Source organism: Myxococcus sp. CA040A, from assembly GCF_013336725.1.
GTDB classification, from domain to species: Bacteria; Myxococcota; Myxococcia; order Myxococcales; family Myxococcaceae; genus Myxococcus; species Myxococcus llanfairpwllgwyngyllgogerychwyrndrobwllllantysiliogogogochensis.
On sequence record NZ_JABUMR010000001.1, the window covers coordinates 274,534 to 295,636 of the forward strand.

Consider the following 21,103-nt stretch of genomic DNA (forward strand, 5'->3'; position numbering starts at 1 on the left):
TTGGAGTCCGCATGTCCTCCCACCCTCCGTCGTCAGGTTCCTCCAACCGTCTGGCCCAGGAGCCGTCGCCGTACCTGCGCCAGCATGCCGGCAATCCCGTGGACTGGTTTGCCTGGGGGGACGAGGCGCTCGCGCGAGCGCGGGCGGAGGACAAGCCCATCCTGCTCTCCGTGGGCTACTCCGCGTGCCATTGGTGTCACGTGATGGCGCACGAGTCCTTCGAGTCGCCCGAGACGGCGCGGCTGATGAACGAGGGCTTCATCAACATCAAGGTGGACCGGGAGGAGCGGCCGGACCTGGACCAGATCTACCAGGGCGTGGTGCAGCTGTTGGGGCAGGGTGGGGGCTGGCCGCTGACGGTGTTCCTCACGCCGGACCTGAAGCCCTTCTACGGCGGCACCTACTTCCCGCCCGAGGACCGCTACGGGCGCCCCGGCTTCCCCCGGCTGCTGATGGCGCTGCGGGACACGTGGGAGAACAAGCGCGAGGAAGTGAAGCGGCAGGCGGAGCAGTTCGAGGAGGGGTTGGGCGAGCTGGCCGCGTACGGACTTGATGCGGCGCCCGGAGTGTTGACGGCGGCGGACGTGGTGGCGATGGGCAAGCGCATGGTGCAGCAGGTGGACCTGGTGCATGGCGGCTTCGGCGGCGCGCCCAAGTTCCCCAACCCGATGAACTTCTCCCTGCTGCTGCGCGCCTGGAGGCGTGGGGGCGGCGCGCCGCTGCGGGACGCGGTGTTCCTCACGCTGGAGCGCATGGCGCTGGGGGGCATCTATGACCAGCTCGGTGGCGGCTTCCATCGCTACTCGGTGGATGCGCGGTGGTTGGTGCCGCACTTCGAGAAGATGCTCTACGACAACGCGCAGCTCGTGCACCTGTACGCGGAGGCGCAGCAGGTGGAGCCTCGGCCGCTGTGGCGCAAGGTGGTGGAGGAGACGGTGGAGTACGTGCGCCGCGAGATGACCGACGCGGGCGGGGCCTTCTACGCGGCGCAGGACGCGGACAGCGAGGGCGAGGAGGGGAAGTTCTTCGTGTGGCGTCCGGAGGAGCTTCAGGCGGTGCTGCCTCCGGCGCGCGCGGAGCTGGTGACGCGTCACTTCCGCGTCACGTCCCAGGGCAACTTCGAGCACGGGGCCACGGTGCTGGAGGTCGTGGTGCCAGCGGAGTTGCTGGCGCGCGAGCGGAGCCTGCCGGTGGAGGAGGTCGCGCGCGAGCTGTCGGAGGCGCGTCGGGTGTTGTTCGAGGCGCGCGAGAAGCGCGTGAAGCCGGGCCGGGATGACAAGCTGCTGGCGGGCTGGAACGGGTTGATGATTCGCGGGCTGGCGCTGGCCGCGCGTGTCTTCGAGCGTCCGGACTGGACGAAGCTCGCGGTGTCCGCCGCGGACTTCGTGCTGGCGAAGATGTGGGACGGGACGCGGCTGGCACGCTCGTACCAGGAGGGGCAGGCGCGCATCGATGGCTTCCTCGAGGACTATGGGGACCTGGCCTCGGGGCTCACTGCGCTCTATCAGGCCACGTTCGACGTGAAGTACCTGGAGGCGGCCGAGGCGCTGGTGAAGCGCGCGGTGGAGCTGTTCTGGGATGAGGAGAAGCGGGCGTACTTCACCGCGCCACGCGGACAGAAGGACCTGGTGGTGGCGACCTATGGCCTGTTCGACAACGCGTTTCCGTCCGGGGCGTCCACGCTGACGGAGGCACAGGTGGCGCTGGCCGCGCTCACGGGCAACGAGCGGCACCTGGAGCTTCCGGCGAAGTACGTGGGGAAGATGCGCGAGGGCCTGGTGGCCAATGCGATGGGCTACGGCTACCTGGGGCTCGCGGCGGACTCGCTCCTGGACGGCGCGGCGGGGGTGACGTTCGCAGGTTCACGCGGCGCGGTGGCGCCGCTCTTGAGCGCGGCGAACCACGTCTATGCGCCAACGTTCGCCTTCGGCTGGAAGGAGGCGGGCAAGCCCGCGCCCTCGCTGCTCAAGGAGTTGTTCGAGGGGCGCGAGCCGGTGGGCGGGCAGGGCGCCGCGTACTTGTGCCGGGGCTTTGCTTGCGAGCGGCCTCGCACGGACGCGAAGGAACTGGCCGAGCGCCTGACGGAGACTCCCAAGGGTACGTAGACGGCGAGCGCGGAACTTGAGGCCCGCGCTCTGAATGGGCGGGCCCGGCGCTTCATCTCGTAAGGTGGCCCGATTGGTCTCGGCGGGCGCGGACCGGTGAGGTTCCTGCGTGGTGGCCCGGTGCTTCACCTTGTGAGGCAATCCGCCATGCCTCGGCGGGCGCGGGCCGGTGAGGCCCGCGTGCTTCCGCGAGCCAGGACTACTTGACCTCGGTCACCTTCAGCGTGCCGATGAGGGGTGTGATTTCGGCGTTCCCCTCGTAGCCGAAGGCGAAGTGCGTGGCGTCCGCGACGGGCTGGTTGAACGTCGGGTCCAACTGAGTCCACTCACCCACGAACGCCTCCACCCACTCGTGCCAGTAGAGCGCGGGCACGCCGTCCTGGTTCACCATGTAGATGACCCCATCCACGCGCCGAGCGGGGATGCCCGCCGCGCGCAGCAGCGCCACGGACAACAGCGAGTGCTCCGTGCAGTCCCCACGCTTCTGGCGCAGCACATCCGTGGCCCGGTCCGCGCTGGCCCCGTAGTCCTTCTCCAGATGGGTGGCCACCCACGTGTTCACCTTCTGCGCCGCGCGGTACGCGTCCTTCTCGTCACCGATAATCTTCTTCGACTGCTCGCGGATGGCCGGGGCATCGCTCTCCACGATGAGGTTGGACTTGAGGTTCTCCCCCCCATCCGGGTCCGCCAACGGTCGCGGCTTGCGCGCCGCCGTCGAGGGCGCCGCGGCCTGCAACGTCACCTCCACGCTCCCATCCGGCCGCGCGGCGAACTTCTGCCGGTATGTCCCCACGCGGAACTTCTCCGGCAGGCCCGTCACCACCAGCTTCACGTTGCCAGGCACCGCCCGCGCGGACTCCGGCAGCGGCTTGGGCAGCACCACGCGGGTGAGGCCAAACACCTCCACCAAATCCATGCGCTTGGCGACGGCCTCCGTCTCCTTGCGCGCCTGCATCGTCTGGCCAAAGTCCACCAGCACCATCTCCCCGCGCTGGGTGACGTAGGAGACCACCGGCACCTTCTCCTTCTGCGAAATGCTGCTGGCCTTGCCCAGCTTCACCTTCACGCCGTTCACCGTCCGCTGCTCGGCGGGCTCCATGGTGGTGGTGAGGCCGTAGGTCTCCAGGTCCATCCCATCCAGCACGAAGCCGTCCACCTTCGCCTTGCGAGCCAACGCCACGCGCGCCTGGTCCGCGTCCTCGACGCGCTCCTTCGTCGCGGCCACCGGCAGCACCTCGTCCGCGTGGCCCAGGCGCTTGCGCACCACGCGCATGCCGCCCTCGGGCGTGGCCGTGCCCTCCAGCGTCTGGTCCCCGCCGTCGCCTCGCTGCACCACGCTGAAGGACAGCAGGCGTCCGCCGGGCTTCGCCTCGTAGACGCGCTCCTCGCGGTGGTTGCGCTCCGACAGGCGCGTACCGACGAGGGCCTTGAACACGAGCTGGTTGATGCTCTTCACTCGCGCCGGCTCACCGGGCATCACCACCAGGTCCGTGAAGAGCCAGCCCACCTTCTTGTCCATGAGGTACAGACCGAAGAACTCGCCACCCTGGGGGCGGGGAGCCTTCACCACGTCGGACAACGCGGCGGGCGCGGTGGGAGCGGGGGCCTGGGCCCAGGCGGCGGAGGCGCCCGTCAGCAGGGCGCACAGGGACACGAGGGCCAGGGACATCGGTCGGAGCGTGCGAGTCATCACGCCCCTTCTAACGGGGGAGGCGGTCAAAGTCTTCAACCGCCCCACACCCCGTGCGGTGGCCTACAGCCGCTTGGTGAGGATGATGAGGTCGTCCCCCACCTTGTAGAAGTCGCGGATGCGCGCTTCCTCGCCGTACTTCATGGACGCGTAGAAGCCGCGCGTCGGGCCGTAGGCCTCCGTCGCGCTCGTCTCCACGCGGATGAGCCGGCCGTTGCGCCGACGCAGGTCTCCCTCCATCGCGGACACCAGCGCCGCGCCCACACCCTGACCGCGCACCTCCGGAGAGGACGCAATCCAGTACAGGTCGTAGCAATCCTCCGTCATCGGCGTGGGGCCGTAACAGACGTAGCCAACCAGCTGGCCGTCCCGGTCCGCGACGATGATGGCGTAGTCCGTGTTGCCCGGCGTAAGCGCGATGCCGACCAGCTCGATGGCGACCTCAACCTCCTGCGGCGAGAAGGTTTCGATCTTTCGAATCAGCGCGGCGAGGGGCTCCCGGTCCTTTCCTTCGATGGGACGGATGTCCATGGGCTCTTTCGGAAGCGACCTCCACCAGTCGGGCGGCGAGGGCTGGGTAGTCCAGGCCCGCGGCGGCAGCGGCCCTGGCGAACCCCGCACCCGGATGAAGGTCGCAGTTGGGGTTGATATCGATGACGTAGGGCACACCCTCCGGAGACACCCGAAGGTCGACCCGTCCATAGTCCTGACAGTCGAGCGCTGCAAAGGCTTCCAGCGCGACCTGCACACAACGAGCTTCCAGCGCCGCATCCACCTGGCACGGCCCGGCGGGCGTATCCCGGTACTCGGGAGAGCCCTCCTCCCACTTGGCGCTGTACGACACGATGTTCGGCCGGTCCTCGAAGGTCCGACCGAAGTGGATTTCAGTCAACGGCAGCGCACGGCGCGGCTGGTTTCCCAACAGCGGCACGTAGATTTCGCGGCCGGGGATGAACTGCTCCACCAGCGCGGGCTGGTGGAAGGTGCGCAACACCGCCTCGCAGGCGCGCACCAACGCGGAGCGCTCGTACACGACGGAGTCTCCCGTCACGCCCATGCTGGCGTCCTCGCGCGCGGGCTTGACGATGAGGGGCCAGGGCAGGTCCACCGCCAGCGCGTCCTCCAGTCGCTCCACCACGCGGAAGGCGGGCGTGGACACGCCGCGCGCGCTGAGCAGCTCCTTCGCCTTGGGCTTGTGCAGCGCGAGCCCCAGCGACAGGGCGGACGAGCCGGTGTAGGCCAGCCCCAGCGCATCCAGCAGGCAGGGGACCGCCATCTCTCCCCGGCTGTCCGCGGCGAGCGACTCGCAGAGGTTGACGACGAGGTCCGGCTGCCGGCGCCGCAGGATGTCCACGAAGTCCAGCCGGTCACCCTCGATGGCGAGCGGCTCGGCGACGGTGTCTCCCTGGGTGAGCGCTTCGGAGAGCGCGGCGGCGACTCGCACCACGTCCTCTCGGGCCTCCCGTCCCGGGTCATCCTGGAGGAGCTCGTGGTCGCGGTTGTGCAGCAGAATGATGTGCATTCGGAGGTGCCGGGAGGGTTACCACGTCCCCCGTTCCGAGCCCAGTCCACTGGTGACGGTTGGTTACCTCCTGGGCTACCTCCCGGAAGGGCTTGCAGTACGGTGGACTACCTCCGATAGGGGTATCCAGGAGTATGGAAAGGGCACCATGCGCATCCGCGACCCCATCCACGGCACCATCCCGGTGAGCGAGTCGGAGAAGGCCGTCATCGACAGCCGCCACTATCAGCGGCTCCGCTACGTGCGACAGCTCGGCTTCGGGGACCTGGCCTTCCCGGGGGCCACGCACACCCGGCACATCCACTCCCTGGGCGCCATGCACGTCGCCTCGAGGGTGTTCGGGGCGGTGGCCGCCCGCTCGTCGCTCCCCGAGGACGTGCGCGAGCGCTTCTGCACCGCCGTCCGCCTGGCCGTTCTCTGTCATGACCTGGGCCACATGCCGCTGTCGCATGCCTCCGAGCGCATCGCCCCGAAGCGCTCACTGCTGCGCCTGCCCGGCTGGCTGGACTCGGTGGCGGAAGGCGAGCAGGCCACCCACGAGGACTACACGGCGAAAATCCTGCTCGACAGCTCCCTGACGCCCATCATCGAGCGCGAGTTCGGCGCCCAGGGCATCACCCCCATGGGCGCGGTGGCGCTGATTACGGGGGCAAAGCCGCCCAAGGACCCGGGCTTCACGTGGGATGGCGTGGACTGGACGCCGCTGCTGCGCGCCATCGTCTCCGGCGAGCTGGACGCGGACCGCATGGACTACCTGCTGCGCGACTCCTTCTACACGGGGGTCAACTACGGCCGGTACGACATGGATTGGATCATCGGCAACCTGAACCCGGCGGTGAAGGACGGGCGGGCCTACCTCGCGCTGAGCCGGGCGGCGGCGTTCGCCTTCGAGGACTTCCTCCTCAGCCGGTACCACATGTTCGTCTCGGTGTACCTGCACCACACGTCGGTCAGCTTCGACTACATGCTGCGGCGCTACTACGAGGAGTCGCCCGGCGAGTTCGAGATTCCGTCGGACCCGGAGGCCTTCCTGCTCTGTGACGACTCCGCGCTCTGGTACACGCTGCGCCGCTCACGCAACAAGTGGGCTCAGCGCATCATCACCCGTCAGGGCTTCAAGCTGCTGGCGCAGTACACGGAGCGGGACGCCGGGTACGATTTGGACGTGCTGCGCAGCGCACTCGTCTCGTCGGGCTTCGAGCACTACGTCGTCGAGTCGGTGAACGTCCTGAGCAAGTACGCCTCCGGGCCCGCGAGCCCGGGGCCGAGCCTGTTCATCATCGACGCGTCCACCGGACGGCTGACGGAAGTGGCGCGCTACACGGCGCTGTACCAGCGCTACAGTGGGGCCGTCCGCCTCACGCGGCTGTTCGTGCGGCCGGACCAGTCGGAAGCAGCGCACGAGCTGATGGGCCAGCTCCTCGGTCAGGCGGTGCAATCATGAGTGAGCGTCTTCCCGGTCTGGGCCTCGGTCTGGACCTGAGCCATGTCCCCGCCGAGCCCCGCGCCTCCGCCGTGGCGCTCCTGTACCGGCGCGTGGGCCCGGGTGTGGAGGTCTACTGGGTGAAGCGCGGCAAGGCGCTGACCTTCGCTGGCGGCTTCTACGCGTTCCCCGGAGGCAAGCTGGACAAGGCCGACGCGGACGTCCCCGTGCGGGGCGTCAGTGGAGAGGAGGCCGCGTTGCGCTCGGCCGCCGCGCGCGAGCTCTTCGAGGAAGCCGGCGTGCTGATGGCCGAGGGCGCCGAGGCGCTCTCCCAGGAGAAGCAGGACGCGCTGCGAAAGGCGCTGCTGGCGGGACAGCGCGGCTGGGGCGAGCTGCTCCAGAGCGAGGGCCTGGCGCTGCGCGCCGAGGACTTCCGTGTCGCGGGGCGGTGGATTACTCCGCACGCGGTGCCGGTGCGCTTCGACACGCACTTCTATCTGGTGGAGTTGCCGCCGCACGCCCGCACGGAGCTGTGGCCTGGAGAGCTGTCGGAGGGCGCATGGGTGTCGCCCGCGCTGGCGTTGGCGCGCTGGGGTGACGGCTCCGCGTTGCTTCATCCGCCCGCGGTGCATGCGCTCCAGGTGCTCGGAACCTTCACGGACGAGGCGGACGCGAGGGCGCGGCTGGCGACGCCGCCGTACTGCCCGGGCTACATCGCGCAGCGCATCGAGTTCCAGCAAGGCGTGCGCGTGGTGGCGCTGGAGACGCCCACGCTGCCGCCCGCCACGCACACCAACGCGTACGTGCTGGGCAACGGCGAGCTGCTGCTGGTGGACCCGGGCTCCGGAGACGTGAAGCAGTACGCGAAGCTGCTGTCGCTGGTCGCGGGCTTGAAGGCGGACGGGCTCAAGCCGGTGGCGGTGGTGCTGACGCATCATCATGGCGACCACGTCGGCGGCGCGCGCGCGGTGAAGGAGCGGCTGGGCATTCCGCTGTGGTGCCATGCGAAGACGGCGGAGTGGCTCGACTTCCCCGTGGAGCGGTTGCTGGAGGACGGCGAGGTGCTGGAGCTGGCGGGGGAGGTGCCCCAGCGCTGGCGGGTGCTGCACACGCCCGGGCACGCGCGGGGCCACATCTGCCTCGTGGATGAGCGCAGCCGCGCGGCGGTGGTGGGAGACATGGTGGCCGGCGTGGGCTCCATCGTCATCGACCCGCCCGAGGGCAACATGCGCGACTACCTGACGCAGCTCGCCCGGCTGCGCGACTGGCCCGTCGGCACGCTGTATCCCGCGCATGGCCAGCCGTTGCCGGATGGGCCCGCGAAGCTCCAGGAGTATCTGAATCACCGCGCCCAGCGCGAGGCGCTCATCCTCCAGGCGGTACCGCCCGAGGGTGTCACGCTGGCGCAGGTGGTGGAGCGGGCCTACGCGGACACGCCGCCGTTGTTGCATCCGGTGGCGGAGCGCAGCGCGCTGGCCACGCTGGAGAAGCTGGTGGCCGAAGGCCGCGTGCGCGAGGAGTCGCTGCAGTACTTCCGCATCGGCGCGTGAGCCCGAGGGGCGGCCTTCAGAACCGCCCCATCAGCCCCAGTCGTGGACCGTGCTCGGTCATCCCCGCGACGGGCAGCAGCCGCACGCCGGAGTCATGCCGCGTCTGCGCGGGCGTCGTCACGGGGCGCTGCGACTGATGGGACAGCTCGTAGCCCGTGGTGGCTCCGGCGACGGGGAGCAGCAACAAGAGCGCGGCGAGCGCCTTGTCGTCATCGTTGGCGCCGAGGATGAGCGAGCCCAGGAGCGCGCCGCCCCAGCCCACCAGGCTTCCTCCGACGGTGGCGAGCAGCGTGCCCTTGCCGTCCATGAGCCGGCCGCCCGCCCAGGTGCCCGCGGGGATGCCGATGACGACGCCGGTGAGGCCGCCCACCAGCGAGACGACCTGACACTCGTCGCAGCCCACCGTGGGCGCGCCGAGCAGATAGCCCACCACCAAGCCCACGGCGCCGCCCGCGATTCCGCCCGCGGTTCCTCCCACGAACTCCACCGCGACGCGGGGCACCGGGTCCTCCACGGCGGCCTTTCGGCTGGGCCGAGCCTCTTCCGTCACCTCGGTGCCGGCGGGCGGGGTGGGGGTGGCCTGGGTGTCGTCGTCGTCCTGGTCGTCCCGCGACGTGCTGTCTCCGGGCGAGACGGGGACGAGCGGGGGCGGAGACAGCTCCGGGGCGGGGCGCTGGGCCGGCTCGTCCTCCTGGGGGACGGGCTGACCCCGGGCGGAGCCCGTGCTCGACAGGAGCAGGACGACCAGCCAGGCGGAGAGCGCGCGCGAAAAACTCACCCGTACAAACTACCGCAAGCCCGGGGGTGTCGTCGCGTCAACTGGCGGACACCTCGGTGACACGGTCGGCGCGAGCCCGGCGCCGCAGCAGCACCAGGGCCACCGGCGCGGCGGCCAGCAGGGCCTGAGGCAGCAGGGACACGAGGTCCGGGTAGATGCCCAGCAGGTCCAGGGTGAAGAAGCGCACGGGCACCAGCGGCAGCGCCCCCACTTCCTGGAGCGAGTGCAGGCCCTTGCCCAGCAGCATCACCGCCGTGACGACGAGGACCACCGTGGACACGTTGAACAGCGTCTTCATGGGCAGCCGGAAGCCCAGCCGGTTGATGAAGAGGACGAGGATGGCGAGCGCCACCACTCCCACCAGCGTGCCCCAGGCCACGCCCTCGGGCGAGTCCAGCGCCAGGCCCTGGAGGAAGATGGCCGTCTCGAAGCTCTCGCGCAGCACGGCGGTGAAGGCGATGAGGAACAGGCCCACCATGCTGCCTCGGCCGAGCGCGCCCTGCATCTTCTGGCGCAGCTCGCCCATGAACTGGCTCATGTTGGAGCGCGCGTTGAGCCACATCGCGGCGTACACCAGCATGCCCACCGCCACGAGCGCGGCCACGCCCTCCAGCCACTCGCGCTGAGCGCCGGCCAGCAGGTGTCGGCCAAGCAGGTAGGCCCCGGCGCCCACCACCAGCGCTGACGTCCAGCCGGCATGCACCACGCGCACGTGCTCGGTGGCCTTCATCTTCTTCAGGGCCGCCAGCAGCGCCGCGACGATGATGGTGGCCTCGAAGCCCTCGCGCAGCAGGATGAACACGGTGAGCCACAGCGTGGACACCAGGTCCGCCGCGGTGCCGCTGCCCCGGCGCGCCTGGTCCAGGAGCGACACCAGCTCACGGCCCTCGTCCTGGAGGCGCGGACTGCCGTTCTCCGCCGCGAGCCGCGCGTTCAGGAAACCCTGCTCCAGCTTGAGCACCAGCGCCGAGTCCCGTGAGCTGAGCTTGGGCTCCACCGGCTCCAGGCCATTGAGGTACGCATCCAACAAGGCCGCCTTCGCCCCGGCCGCGTTGCCCGCCGCGCCCTGCCGCAGCGCCTCCTGCACGCCGTCGCGAGCAATCATCAGCGAGCGCTCCTCGTCCACTTGCGGCAGCTCGCGGCGCAGGCACGCGAGGTGCTCCGCGCCGAACGACTTCACCAGCTCGTCATCCGTGGTGTTCGCCAGCCGCTCCAGCGACGCGCGCGGCGGAGGGCTCTCGCACGGCGGCTGGCGCAGGGTGAAGACGAAGAAGGCCAGCGACCAGCGCTCGTCCTCGCTCAGCGTGGGATAGGCCGGCATCGCGGTGCCCGGCACGCCGAAGCTGGTGGTGTTGAAGGCCTTGTAGGGCGTGAGGCCGCCCATCAATTCCGCGTCGCGGAAGTTGGCGGGCTGGGGCTCCATGGTGGCGGCGATGGGCAGGTTGGCGCTGCCGTCCGCGCCGTGACAGGCCGCGCAGTTCGTCTGGAAGAGCTTCTCGCCGAGCTTCAGGTCCGGCGGGTGACGCGGGCTGCGAGCAAGGCCCCCGGCGAGCACCAGGTCCTCCACCAGCGCACCGCAGTCCCGGCTCACACCCTCCGCGTCGCGCGACTGGTCCACGCGCGCCTGGATGGCCTTCACGCGCGGGACGAAGACCGCCGCCGCCGCGCCCAGGCCCTGGGCCGCGTCCACCGCCTCGGCCGCGAAGCTCTTCTGCTCCGCCAGCTCGAACGCAGACTGGGACTCGATGGCGGCCGGATAGTCCGCCTCCAGGTACTGGAGGATGCCCACCAATCGGTGCCACGTCCGCTCATCCGCGCCGGCCTCGCCCGCCACGGCCGAAAGAGGCACCGCGAGCACGAGGCACAAGGCGACGGAGACCACACGATTCATGGTCCTCGTCTACCAGCGGGGGATGAGGGTTTCAATTTTGCGAATCAATATCAAAACGGGCGTTTCAAGCGCGCGAAGGGGCGGTGGTGCCGGCAGTGAAGTTGCCAGGGCCTGTCCACTGCTCGACTTCCAGGGAATGGATGCGCAGGCGAGCGAGGCGCCAGTCACCGCCCCGCAGGCGGCCGATGGCGAAGGAGCCGATGGAGAGCGCGCCGATGGCGACGGCTCCGACGGCGAGCGCGCCGAGCGCGGTGGCGCCCAGGGCGCTGGCTCCGACGGCGAGTGCGCGGAAGGCTCGGGCTCGCAGGGGTCTGCGGATTCGCTGGGCGTCGAGCTGCCGGGAGAGGCGAGCAAGCGTGGCGGTGTTGGCGAGCGCGAGCCCGGTGGCACCGGCCAGCGACGCCGTGCGCAGGGTGCGGCTCATGAGGTGCTGCGGCAGCGGGAAGGTGAGGGTGGTCCACATGCCGTTGGAGGTGGACACGGCCTCGCGTGGGAGCCACTCGTCGGCGCCCGGTGCGCTGCCTGGCGGACGAGCGACGGAAGGAGGGATGTGCCCCTCAGCGCTCGTAGGTGAGGAACGCGTACGGAGGCTCTGACTCCGGGTGCTGCTCTTCCTCGACGAGTCGCCAGCCGGACAGGTCGACCTCTGGGAACAAGATGTCGCCCGGGTAATCGCGAGCGATGCGCGTGAGGTAGAGGCGCTGCACGCGGTCCATCGTCTGGGCGTAGAGGTCCGCGCCGCCCGCGATGAAGACCTCGTCATCGCCTCGGGCCCGCGCCTGTTGGAGCGCCTGCTCCACGGAGTGGGCCACCGTCACACCATCGGGCGCGAAGTCCTGCTGGCGCGTGACGACGATGAAGGCGCGGCCCGGCAGCGGACGGCCAATGGAGTCATACGTCTTGCGGCCCATGATGAGCGTGTGGCCCATGGTGAGTCGCTTGAAGCGCGCGAGGTCCGCGGGCAGTCGCCACGGCAGTTGGTTGTGGGCGCCGATGACGCGGTTGGATGCCAGGGCGACGATGGCCGACAGCTTCATACGGCGACCGGGGCCTTGATGGCGGGGTGCGGCTCGTAGCCTTCGAGCTGGAGGTCCTCGTACTTGAAGGCGAACAGGTCCTTCACGTCCGGGTTGAGACGCAGGCGGGGCAACGGTCGAGGCTCGCGCGAGAGCTGCTCACGGGCCTGCTCGACGTGGTTGAGGTACAGGTGCGCGTCGCCCATCGTGTGGATGAACTCGTGCGCCTCCAGGCCCGTCACCTGCGCGACCATCATCGTCAGCAGCGCGTACGAGGCGATGTTGAAGGGCAGCCCCAGGAAGATGTCCGCGCTGCGCTGGTAGAGCTGGCAGGACAGGCGTCCGTTGGCCACATAGAACTGGAAGAGGACGTGGCACGGCGGCAGCTTCATGTCCGGCAGGTCCGCCACGTTCCACGCGCTGACGAGGTGCCGGCGCGAGTCGGGGTTCTTCTTCAGCCCGTCCACCAGGGCCTTCATCTGGTCGATGTGAGCGCCGTCCGGCGCGTTCCAGGAGCGCCACTGGTGGCCATAGACGGGCCCCAGCTCGCCGTGTGCATTGGCCCACTCGTCCCAGATGGTGACGCCGTTGGCCTGGAGCGTGCGCACGTTGGTGTCGCCCGCGAGCATCCACAGCAGCTCGTGGAAGATGGACTTCACGTGCAGCTTCTTCGTAGTGACCAGCGGGAAGCCGCGCGTCAGGTCGAACCGCAGTTGTGGGCCGAAGACACTGAGCGTGCCCGTGCCGGTGCGGTCGCCCTTCTTCGTTCCGTGCTTGAGGACGTGGTCGAGCAGGTTCAGATAGGGCTGCATGGGGCCATGCCGTCTAGGCGCCGCTGCCTCGCGGATCAAGCCCCGTGTCGCGCGAACTGCCAGCTACCCCGCAGAATGTCGCATGTCTCCGCGCATGCACCGACGCGCCTTCTCATTGGACGTGTGGCGCGCACCACCGGTACAAGCCGGAAACATGAAGATTTATACCAAGACGGGTGACGCGGGAGAGACCGGCCTGTTCGGGGGCGGTCGCGTCGCGAAGGACGACGCCCGCGTGGATGCGTACGGCGAGGTGGATGAACTCAACGCGACGCTCGGGCTCGCGAGGGGCTTCACGCTGCCGCAGGAGCTGGACGCGATGCTGCACCGGCTCCAGGACCAGCTCTTCACCGTGGGTGCGGTGATGGCGACGCCGGCGGGCACGAAGGCGTCCGCGCACATCCCGGCGCTCAAGGCGGACTGGGCGGAGGACATGGAGCACGCCATCGACCGCTTCGAGAGCGAGCTGCCGAAGATGACCCACTTCATCCTGCCCGGAGGCACGCAGGGCGCCGCCGCGCTGCACCTGGCGCGCACCGTGTGCCGTCGTGCCGAGCGCCGCGCCGTCCCGCTGCTGCGCGACGGGACGATTCCGAAGGACGTGGTGGTTTTCCTCAACAGGCTCTCCGACCTGCTCTTCGTCATGGCGCGCGTGGCCAACCACCGCGCCAATGTGCAGGACGTGAAGTGGATTCCGGAGAAGCCCTCCGCGTCGTAGCGCTCCCAGGTTCGCCGTCGTGCTGCCCACCGCCCATCTTCGCGACCTCGCCCGGTCCGTTGGCTTCGACCTCGTGGGCTTCGCTCGCGCGGAGCCCATTCCTCCCACCTTTCTCATGGAGTGGCTGGAGGCGGGCTTCGCGGCGGACATGGACTGGATGGGCGAGCGAGCCGCCGAGCGGCTGGACGTGGACAGGCTGCTTCCGGGCGCCAGGACGGTCATCTCCTTCATCAACAACTACTGGCGTGATGACGAGGAGTCGGTGGGCTCGCCCATCGCCCGGTATGCGCGGGGACGCGACTACCACTCCACGCTGCGCGACAGGATGAAGTCCTTCCGCAAGGCCGTCACCGTGATGTTCCCCGGCCTGGGGACGTACGGGAGCGTGGACAGCGGCCCGCTGATGGAGAAGGTGTGGGCGGCGCGCGCGGGGCTCGGCTACGTGGGGAAGAATGGCTGCTTCATCACCGAGCCGTATGGCTCGTGGGTGCTGCTGGCCACGCTCATCCTCGATGCAGAGGTCGACGACTATGGGACGGGCCCCGCGGCGGACCGGTGTGGCGCGTGTCGCCGCTGTCTCATGTCCTGTCCCACGGGCGCGCTGGTGGGCAACGGCCGTGTGGACGCGCGGGCGTGCCTGTCCTACCAGACCATCGAGAACCGCGAGCAGCAGGTGCCGGAGGCCTTCCGGCTCAAGTTCGACAACCTCATCTTCGGGTGCGACATCTGCCAGCAGGTGTGTCCGCTCAACCGGCGGCCGGTGTTCGCCGAGCACCCGCGCTTCGCGCCGCGCGCGGTGGCGGAGCTGGGGACGCTGGAGCTGGCGGGGCTGACACCGACACAGTACGAGCAGCTCATCCCCGGTACAGCGCTGGCACGTGCACGGTACGATGTGCTTCGCCGCAACGCTGTGTACGCGCTGGGCGTGGCCAGGCAGGCGGACTCGCGATACCTGCTCGAAAAGCTCTGCGGCGATTCGAGCGAATTGGTACGTACCGCGGCTCAATGGGCGCTCTGCAAGCTCGACCCCTGAACTCCTCCGAGTCTTCGCTTCGCGGGGTGTACGCCGCGTTGCTCATCCAGGTCGTCATCAGCGCGGGGACGTACCTGGCCGCGAAGCGGGCCATGACGGAGCTGCCGCCGCTCACCGTGGTTTTGTGGCGCTTCTGTCTGAGCGGGTTGGTGTTCGTCGCGCTGCTCCTGGTGCTGCCCGGGCCCAAGCTGCCGCCGCGCGATGCCTGGCGCCGCATCTTCGTCCTGGGGCTCCTGGCGGGCCCGGTGAACCAGGTGTTCTTCTTCACCGGCCTGTCACGCTCCACCGCCGCCCATGGCGCGCTCCTCTATGCGCTCACGCCGCTGGGCGTGTATCTCTTGAGCCTGGTGCGAGGACAGGAGCGGGCCTCCACGCGGACGCTGCTGGGCATCGCCACCGCCTTCGCGGGCGTCGTGGTGCTGCTGCTGGGGCGAGGGCTGGCGGATGCACGCGGCTCCCTGTTGGGGGATGTGCTCATCCTCGGCGCGGTGCTGGCCTGGGTGGCCTACACGACGGAGGGGAAGCCCTTCGTCGCCGTCCACGGTCCGCTGCGCGCGACGGCGTGGTGCATGACGATGGCCACGGTGTTGATGCTGCCCTTCGCTCCGTTCGTGGCGAAGCCCGAGGCGTTGATGGCCGCGAGCCTGGCGGCCAAGGGCTGCATCGTCTACCTGGGGCTGCTCACGTCGGTGGTGGCGTACGTGCTCTGGTACTACGCGCTGTCGAAGGTGTCGGCGTCGAAGGTGGCCATCTTCTCCAACCTCCAGCCCGCGGCGACGGCGCTCGCGGCCTGGGCGCTGTTGGACGAGGCCCTGCACTGGGAAATCGTGGTGGGTGGGTTGCTCGTCCTGGCGGGCGTGCGGCTCACCCAGACGGTGATGGCCCGTGCTCCGCCGACGGCGCCCCTGCCTCCCGTGGCGGGGCGCCCGGCAACCTGAACGGCTACTGAGGGTCCCAGCCCGCGTTCACCGTCACCCGGTCCAGTGCCCGCACCGTGACGTAGGGGACGAAGCCCGCGGCACGCGAGCGCGTGTACGCATCCGCGACATGGGCGGACTGGGTGGCGTAGTCGGTGGACAGCACCAACTTGCCCGCGGCGCGAACCCGGGCGGCGTTGGCGCGGTTCTCCGCGCACCAGGACGCGTTACAGGCGACGTCGTCGGACCAGTACATGTCCTCCATGCCCAGGCCGTCGATGACAGGCAGGTACGCCGTGTCGTCGATGAGCTCCGGGGAGTTCTGCGGCACTACCTTGAAGGACGGGTTGCGTGCCTTCGCGTACTGGCTGATGCGGGCGATGAGGGCCACCATCTTCCGCGCGAGGTCGGCGCGGTTGGTCCCCGCGGAGTTGGCGGGAATCTCCTCGTACGTCACCACCATGTCCAGGTAGCAACCGGTGAAGCCCGCGGCGAGCGCGCGGTCGATGCGGCCCTGGACGATGGGCCACCAGCGCTCGTCCCAGTACTTCACGTACTGCTCATCGGGCCAACCATCCACGGGGCCGAGCTTCAGGTCCGCGGGCACCTGACTCCACTCGGGACGGTACTCCTCGATGGCGCCAATCTCGAAGTAGGCGAGCACCTGCTTGCCGCCGGACTTGAGCGCGGAAATCTCGGCGGCGGTGAAGTAGCCGCTCGAGCCATCCCGCACCAGCTCGACGATGGCGAGGTCGAACTTCGAGGCCGCGATGGCGTCGAGCTTGCCCTGGGGATAGTTCGTGAGCTGGTACGTGAAGCTGCTGACGCCCTCCCAGGGGACGGGAGTGCCCGCGTCGGTGGGCGTGCCCGCGTCCGTCGGGGTGCCCGCGTCCGTGGGGACTCCCGCATCGGTGGGCGTGCCCGCGTCCGTCGGAGTCCCGGCGTCCGACGCCGCCACCTGCACTCGCACCACGAGCAGGTCCAGCAGCGACGCATCCGCCGAGGACTCCGTGCGGTAGCGCAGCTTCACGGGGCCGCCGGAGAGGAACCGCGCGGGGGAGGGGAGGGCCAGTGACGTGGCGGACCACTTCCACGACAGGGCGAAGGCGTTGTCACCCACGATGACCCAGGTGCTCGTCGTGTAGTCCCACGCCTCGAACAGCCAGCGCATCTCCGACTTCAGGGGGCCCCGGAAGTTCACGCCCACCTCGGCCGCGACGACGGTGTCGGCGCTCACGCCCGTGGGCAGCGGGTAGGTACACGTGGCGGAGCTGTTGGGAGCGAACTCGACGTACTCCGCCCAGCGGTCCTGCGTGCCCGACAGCGTCTGGGTGTGCAGGCCCTGCACGCCCTGGCCCGAGCCGATGGAGCCGCGCGCGAGCTGGAGGGTGGAGCAGGTGAGGGTCTGCGCATTGGGGAGAATCGCGCCGCGCTCGTCATCGAGCGTGTCACGCGTGTTGCTTCCTCCACAGGCGGTCAGCAGGACAAGACAGGGCCACATCAACCAATTCACGACGACTCGCATGCAACGTCTCCTAGGGGTGTGGGAACGCGGCGGGCATTAACGTCGTGCGCGTGGCACCAGCAAGGCGAAGTGGATGCGAGCACGCACGATACGCAAGGCCCGCGCTCCCTCGCTGGAACATTCGTTTCCGCCTGGACGGCTCGCATCCGTGGGAGGGGTGGTGCATGGACGGAGCGATGCTCCGTGGTGCGGTGGCGGACGGCCTCGGTCTGCGTACACTCGTGTGATGCTTCGTGCGGGTGAGGACCTGTTCCAGGTGGAGGAGCGGCTGTGGGTGCTGACGGCGCCCACGGGCCAGGGCATCTACGACTTCGGCTTCGACCGGTTCTTCCCCTGCCGTCGCCCGTATCAACTTCCCGAATCGCTGGAGGTGGTGGCGCGCGTGGGCGTGTGGAACGACTACGCCGAGCGCCACCGCGAGCTGGCCGAGGAGGGCGTGCGACTGGTTCATTCGCCGGAACAGCACCTGTTGGCCACGGAGCTGCCGCACTGGTACCCGAGGCTCACGGACCTCACGCCGCGCAGCGTCTGGTACGACGAGCGGCCAGACGCCAAGACGGTGGAGGACGCGCTCGGCTGGCCCGTCTTCGTGAAGGGTGAGCGACAGACGAGCCGCCACCGCAAGTCACTCTCCATCATCGAGGGGCCCGAGCAGTTCGAGCTCGCGATGGCGGCCTATGCGAAGGACCCCATCCTCCACTGGCAGCGCGTGGTGTGTCGCGAGCTGCGACCGCTGCGCCGGGTGGAAGAGGGCGCGCCGGACCGCATCCCCAGCTCGTTCGAGTTCCGCACCTTCTGGTGGCGCGGCGAGCTGGTGGGGTGGGGGCCCTACTGGTGGCAGGGGGCGCCGTACACGATGAACGAGCTTGAGCAGCGCGAGGCGCTCGCCTTGGGGCGCGAGGTGGCGCGCCGAGTGGACGTCCCGTTCCTGGTGGTGGACGTGGCGCAGGAGGTCTCCGGCCGCTGGATTGTCATCGAGTGCAACGACGGCCAGGAGAGCGGTTACGCGGGCGTCTCACCCTTCGCGTTGTGGCGGAACATCCTGGAGCTGGAGCGCGCGCGCTGACCGGGGCGGAGCTCAGTCCCGTTGGGGTACCACGAGCTGGAGCGCGCGCTGACCGGAGCGGAACTCAGTCCCCGTTGGGGTCCCACTCGGAGATATCGGTCTTGGGCTCTGGTGGAACCGACGGGCGCAGCGGGTTGGACGGCGGGGGCGCGGGCTTCTTCGTGGCGGCGACGGGCGCGGGCGCCGGCTCGTCGTCGAGCAGCGGGTCCTTCTTCTCGTCGTCGCTGGCGGCGATGGTGGGCGCGGGCTTCGCGGGCGCGGGCTTCACGGGCTCCATCCGGGGCGTCGGTTTCGCGGAAGCCGTGGGCGCGGGCGGCGCATCCAGCGGCTCCAAGTCACTGAAGTCGGGCTCGGCCTCGGGCGCGGGCTTGGCGGGTGCGGGCTTCGGCTCGGAGTCCGCGGCGCGGTAGACACCCTGTCGCGACACCGGGGGCACGGGCGTGGTGTCGACCGGCGCCGCCGGTTGTACTTCCTCCGGGGGGGGACGGGTGTCCTCGGCGGGGATGCTGTCCGCGCGGTAGCCGTCGCGACGCCCCCGGACCGAGTCCCTGTCCGGACGCGCGTCGCCGAACGGGTCCTCCTCACGGTTCGTCGTGCGCCGGGGCTCCGAGTCCGTCGAGTCGCCGAACGGGTCCTCTTCCCGACTCACGGGTTGCTTCGAGGAGGGACGCCTGCGACGAGGCTCGTCCGCCACCACGCTGTCGGGCAGGCCGCGCAGCGACGAGTGCCGGTCGCTGCACTCACCGCGGTTCTCCGTGCAGATGCCCAGGCACTGGGTGAGCTTCTTCACCGTGCGCCCGCTGCCTCCGTACTCGATGGAGCAGTCCTCCTTGCAGGTGGCGTAGTCCTCCTGACAGCCGGAGGGGACGGCGCCGCGCTGGGCGCTGGCGGGGGTGGCGGCGAGCGCCAGAAGCAGGAAGGGCAGGAGACGCATGGCAATTTCGAAAACTACCAGTCTTCGTGCCTCCCGGCGCCAGGGGGGCGCGCTATGGTTCAGGGGCGCGGCCGGAGCGCCAAGAGGAGGAACATGGCTGTCAGGGTGGGCATCATCGGGAGCCATGGTCTGGAGCAACTGTTGGGGCTCTCTGGTCGGTTGGAGACCCACACCCTCGAAACCCCCTTTGGTCCCCATGCGGGCCCCCTCATTTCGGGCGAATTGGACGGCGTCTCCGTCGTCTACGTACCCCGCCACGGCGCGGGCCACGTCTTCAACGCCACCCGGGCCCCCTACCGCGCCAACCTCTTCGCGATGAAGCAGCTGGGCGTCACCCACGTCCTGGCCACGGGCACGGTGGGCAGTCTCCAGGAGCACCTGCCGCCGCTCCAACTGGTCGTCCCGGACCAGGTCATCGACCGCACCTACCGCCGACCCTGCACGTTCTACGACGACCTCGCGGTCCACGTGGAGCTGGGGTCCCCCTTCTGCGGCACGCTCCGTCAGGTCCTCTCCAACGCGGCGGCCAGCAGCGGTGCCGTGGTGGCTACCGAGGCGACGTATGTCTGCGTCGAGGGCCCCTCGCTCAGCACGCGCGCGGAGAGCCTGCTGTACCGGCAACTGGGCGCGGACCTGGTGGGGATGACGGCCATGCCCGAGGCGCGGCTCGCCCGGGAGGCGGAGCTCCACTACGCGCTGGTGGCGCTGCCCACGGACTACGACTCGTGGCAGCCCCTGCCTCCAGGCCAGGAGCACGAAGCCCTCCTGGCGCGCCTGTCCCACAACGTGCAGGCCGTCACCGCCAAGGGCGCCGCGCTCATCCGCCGCGCGCTGCCCCGTATCGCCGAGGCTCCCTCCGCCTGCCGCTGTGACTCCGCGCTGGCGCTGGCCCTGTGGACCGAGCGCTCCCGCATCCCGGATGAGGTGCGCTCCCGGCTTCGTCCACTGCTGGGCAGATATCTTCCGCCGAACGTCGTCTAGCCGGGCGAGAGCCTGCTCGGCCGCCTGCTGCCGATAGGCGTCGCGAACCCCACCTTCCGTTACCCGAGAGTCGGGAGCGAGGAGGGAAGGATGCGGCTGCCGCGGCTCAAGTACCTGACCTGGCGCGAGTTCACCCGGCGCTTCGTGAAGGAGTTCCAGGAAGACACCGTCACGGACATCGCGGCGCAGCTCTCCTACTACCTGCTGTTCTCGCTGTTCCCCTTCCTCTTCTTCCTCGTCACGCTGGTGGCGTACCTGCCCTTCGCGCCGGGCGCGGTGGACGCGATGTTGGACCGCGTCCGTCCGCTGGTGCCCGGGGATGCGCTGGGTCTGGTGACCGGGCACCTGACGTCGCTGGTGCACCAGCCGCGGCCCAAGCTGCTCACGGTGGGTCTGCTCGTGGCCCTGTGGTCGGCCTCGCGGGGCGTGGACGCCCTGCGCAAGGCGCTCAACCTGGCCTACGACGTGCCCGAGTCGCGCCCCGTGTGGAAGACGCAAGGGCTGGCCATGGTGATGACGCTCATCGGCACCCTGCTCATCCCGCTGTCCTTCGCCGTGTTCCTCCTGGGCGGCAAGCTGGGGGCGTGGCTCGCGACGCGGCTGCACGTGCAGGAGGCCTTCTACGTCCTCTGGTCCTGGGTGCGCTGGCCGTTCACCGCGGGGCTGGTGATGCTGGTGCTGTCGCTCTGTTACTACCTGCTGCCGGACGTGAAGCAGCGCTTCAAGTACATCACCCCCGGCTCCATCTTCGGCACGCTGGTGTGGATGGCGAGCACGTGGGGCTTCACGCAGTACGTGGAGCACTTCGGCAAGTACAACGTCACCTATGGCTCCATCGGCGGCGTGGTGGTGCTGCTGTTGTGGCTCTACATCTCCGGGCTGGTGTTCATCCTCGGCGGCGAACTCAACGCCATCCTCGAGCACGCCTCGGCGGAGGGGAAGGAGAAGGGCGCGCGCCAGTTCGGCGAGCCCGCTCCAGCAGAGCCTCCCCTCAAGACGCCGGGGGCCGCCAAGAGCGCGGCCAGCGCGAAGCGCTCCCGGCTGGCCTTCTGGCGCTGGCGGCGGCGCGTGGCCCGGGGGAAGTCCCCCGAGCCCTCCGCGGCGGAGTTGGAGCGCGGGCCTCCGTCCACGCTGCACTGAGC

General features: G+C 69.7%; 19 protein-coding genes. 9 read left to right on the forward strand and 10 right to left on the reverse strand.

Annotated features, from left to right (window positions below; all coding sequences use genetic code 11):
* Positions 1-11 precede the first annotated feature (11 nt).
* Positions 12-2,105 carry a thioredoxin domain-containing protein gene (locus HUA75_RS01170; protein WP_174485316.1) on the forward strand — a complete coding sequence of 698 codons (2,094 nt, stop codon included), beginning with the start codon at positions 12-14 and terminating at the stop codon, positions 2,103-2,105.
* 199 nt (positions 2,106-2,304) lie between these two features.
* On the opposite strand, the gene HUA75_RS01175 is transcribed toward HUA75_RS01170, so the two are convergent.
* The 3 genes from HUA75_RS01175 to HUA75_RS01185 all read right to left on the reverse strand — a co-directional run bounded on the left by HUA75_RS01175 (position 2,305) and on the right by HUA75_RS01185 (position 5,317).
* Positions 2,305-3,795 carry a transglutaminase family protein gene (locus HUA75_RS01175; protein ID WP_174485317.1) on the reverse strand — a complete coding sequence of 497 codons (1,491 nt, stop codon included), beginning with the start codon at positions 3,793-3,795 and terminating at the stop codon, positions 2,305-2,307.
* A 63-nt stretch (positions 3,796-3,858) separates the two neighbouring features.
* Positions 3,859-4,326, reverse strand: a complete 468-nt coding sequence (locus HUA75_RS01180; RefSeq protein WP_141646654.1) for a GNAT family N-acetyltransferase — start codon at positions 4,324-4,326, stop codon at positions 3,859-3,861.
* Positions 4,238-5,317 (reverse strand): ATP-grasp domain-containing protein, encoded by a 1,080-nt coding sequence (locus HUA75_RS01185; RefSeq protein WP_141646655.1) that lies wholly within the window; start codon positions 5,315-5,317, stop codon positions 4,238-4,240. Before HUA75_RS01185 ends, HUA75_RS01180 begins: the two co-directional genes overlap by 89 nt.
* Positions 5,318-5,465: 148 nt before the next feature.
* Between HUA75_RS01185 and HUA75_RS01190 the strand changes: the two genes are divergently transcribed.
* Positions 5,466-6,761, forward strand: coding sequence for an HD domain-containing protein (locus tag HUA75_RS01190; protein ID WP_141646656.1), 1,296 nt, complete (start codon positions 5,466-5,468; stop codon positions 6,759-6,761).
* Positions 6,758-8,290 (forward strand): MBL fold metallo-hydrolase, encoded by a 1,533-nt coding sequence (locus HUA75_RS01195; protein ID WP_174485318.1) that lies wholly within the window; start codon positions 6,758-6,760, stop codon positions 8,288-8,290. The genes HUA75_RS01190 and HUA75_RS01195 overlap by 4 nt, the downstream gene beginning before the upstream one ends.
* A gap of 16 nt (positions 8,291-8,306) precedes the next feature.
* On the opposite strand, the gene HUA75_RS01200 is transcribed toward HUA75_RS01195, so the two are convergent.
* From HUA75_RS01200 to HUA75_RS01220, 5 genes are all read right to left on the reverse strand, one after another.
* Positions 8,307-9,068, reverse strand: a complete 762-nt coding sequence (locus tag HUA75_RS01200; RefSeq protein ID WP_174485319.1) for a GlsB/YeaQ/YmgE family stress response membrane protein — start codon at positions 9,066-9,068, stop codon at positions 8,307-8,309.
* A gap of 37 nt (positions 9,069-9,105) precedes the next feature.
* A complete protein-coding gene (locus HUA75_RS01205) occupies positions 9,106-10,959 on the reverse strand; it encodes an FTR1 family protein (protein ID WP_174485320.1) in 1,854 nt (617 codons plus the stop codon).
* 64 nt (positions 10,960-11,023) lie between these two features.
* The gene (locus HUA75_RS46145; RefSeq protein WP_217445888.1) at positions 11,024-11,440 is read right to left on the reverse strand and encodes a hypothetical protein; all 417 of its coding nucleotides are present in this window, start codon (positions 11,438-11,440) and stop codon (positions 11,024-11,026) included.
* 76 nt (positions 11,441-11,516) lie between these two features.
* A complete protein-coding gene (locus HUA75_RS01215; RefSeq protein WP_141646660.1) occupies positions 11,517-11,996 on the reverse strand; it encodes a dihydrofolate reductase in 480 nt (159 codons plus the stop codon).
* Positions 11,993-12,787: a thymidylate synthase gene (locus HUA75_RS01220; RefSeq protein WP_174475814.1), complete on the reverse strand. Its 795-nt coding sequence runs from the start codon at positions 12,785-12,787 to the stop codon at positions 11,993-11,995. Before HUA75_RS01220 ends, HUA75_RS01215 begins: the two co-directional genes overlap by 4 nt.
* A gap of 154 nt (positions 12,788-12,941) precedes the next feature.
* Here HUA75_RS01220 and HUA75_RS01225 point away from each other — a divergent pair, with 154 nt between their 5' ends.
* From HUA75_RS01225 to HUA75_RS01235, 3 genes are read left to right on the forward strand one after another with little or no spacing between them, the layout of a single operon-like run.
* On the forward strand, positions 12,942-13,505 hold the full coding sequence (locus HUA75_RS01225) for a cob(I)yrinic acid a,c-diamide adenosyltransferase (protein WP_141646662.1): 564 nt from the start codon (positions 12,942-12,944) through the stop codon (positions 13,503-13,505).
* A 19-nt stretch (positions 13,506-13,524) separates the two neighbouring features.
* Positions 13,525-14,538, forward strand: coding sequence for a tRNA epoxyqueuosine(34) reductase QueG (queG, locus tag HUA75_RS01230; RefSeq protein ID WP_141646663.1), 1,014 nt, complete (start codon positions 13,525-13,527; stop codon positions 14,536-14,538).
* A complete protein-coding gene (locus HUA75_RS01235) occupies positions 14,511-15,476 on the forward strand; it encodes a DMT family transporter (RefSeq protein WP_141646664.1) in 966 nt (321 codons plus the stop codon). The genes queG and HUA75_RS01235 overlap by 28 nt, the downstream gene beginning before the upstream one ends.
* Before the next feature lie 4 nt (positions 15,477-15,480).
* Here HUA75_RS01235 and HUA75_RS01240 read toward each other — a convergent pair whose 3' ends face one another.
* Complete coding sequence (locus tag HUA75_RS01240; RefSeq protein WP_174485321.1) at positions 15,481-16,980, reverse strand: endo alpha-1,4 polygalactosaminidase; 1,500 nt, start codon at positions 16,978-16,980, stop codon at positions 15,481-15,483.
* A 226-nt stretch (positions 16,981-17,206) separates the two neighbouring features.
* Here HUA75_RS01240 and HUA75_RS01245 point away from each other — a divergent pair, with 226 nt between their 5' ends.
* Complete coding sequence (locus HUA75_RS01245) at positions 17,207-18,046, forward strand: ATP-grasp domain-containing protein (RefSeq protein WP_174485322.1); 840 nt, start codon at positions 17,207-17,209, stop codon at positions 18,044-18,046.
* Between the two features lie 64 nt (positions 18,047-18,110).
* Here the strand turns inward: HUA75_RS01245 and HUA75_RS01250 are convergent, their stop codons facing one another.
* The gene (locus HUA75_RS01250; RefSeq protein WP_174457553.1) at positions 18,111-18,980 is read right to left on the reverse strand and encodes a hypothetical protein; all 870 of its coding nucleotides are present in this window, start codon (positions 18,978-18,980) and stop codon (positions 18,111-18,113) included.
* A gap of 93 nt (positions 18,981-19,073) precedes the next feature.
* Here HUA75_RS01250 and HUA75_RS01255 point away from each other — a divergent pair, with 93 nt between their 5' ends.
* Positions 19,074-19,961, forward strand: a complete 888-nt coding sequence (locus HUA75_RS01255; RefSeq protein ID WP_141646668.1) for an MTAP family purine nucleoside phosphorylase — start codon at positions 19,074-19,076, stop codon at positions 19,959-19,961.
* Between the two features lie 90 nt (positions 19,962-20,051).
* Positions 20,052-21,101, forward strand: a complete 1,050-nt coding sequence (locus HUA75_RS01260; RefSeq protein ID WP_174485323.1) for a YihY/virulence factor BrkB family protein — start codon at positions 20,052-20,054, stop codon at positions 21,099-21,101.
* The last annotated feature ends 2 nt before the right edge of the window (positions 21,102-21,103 follow it).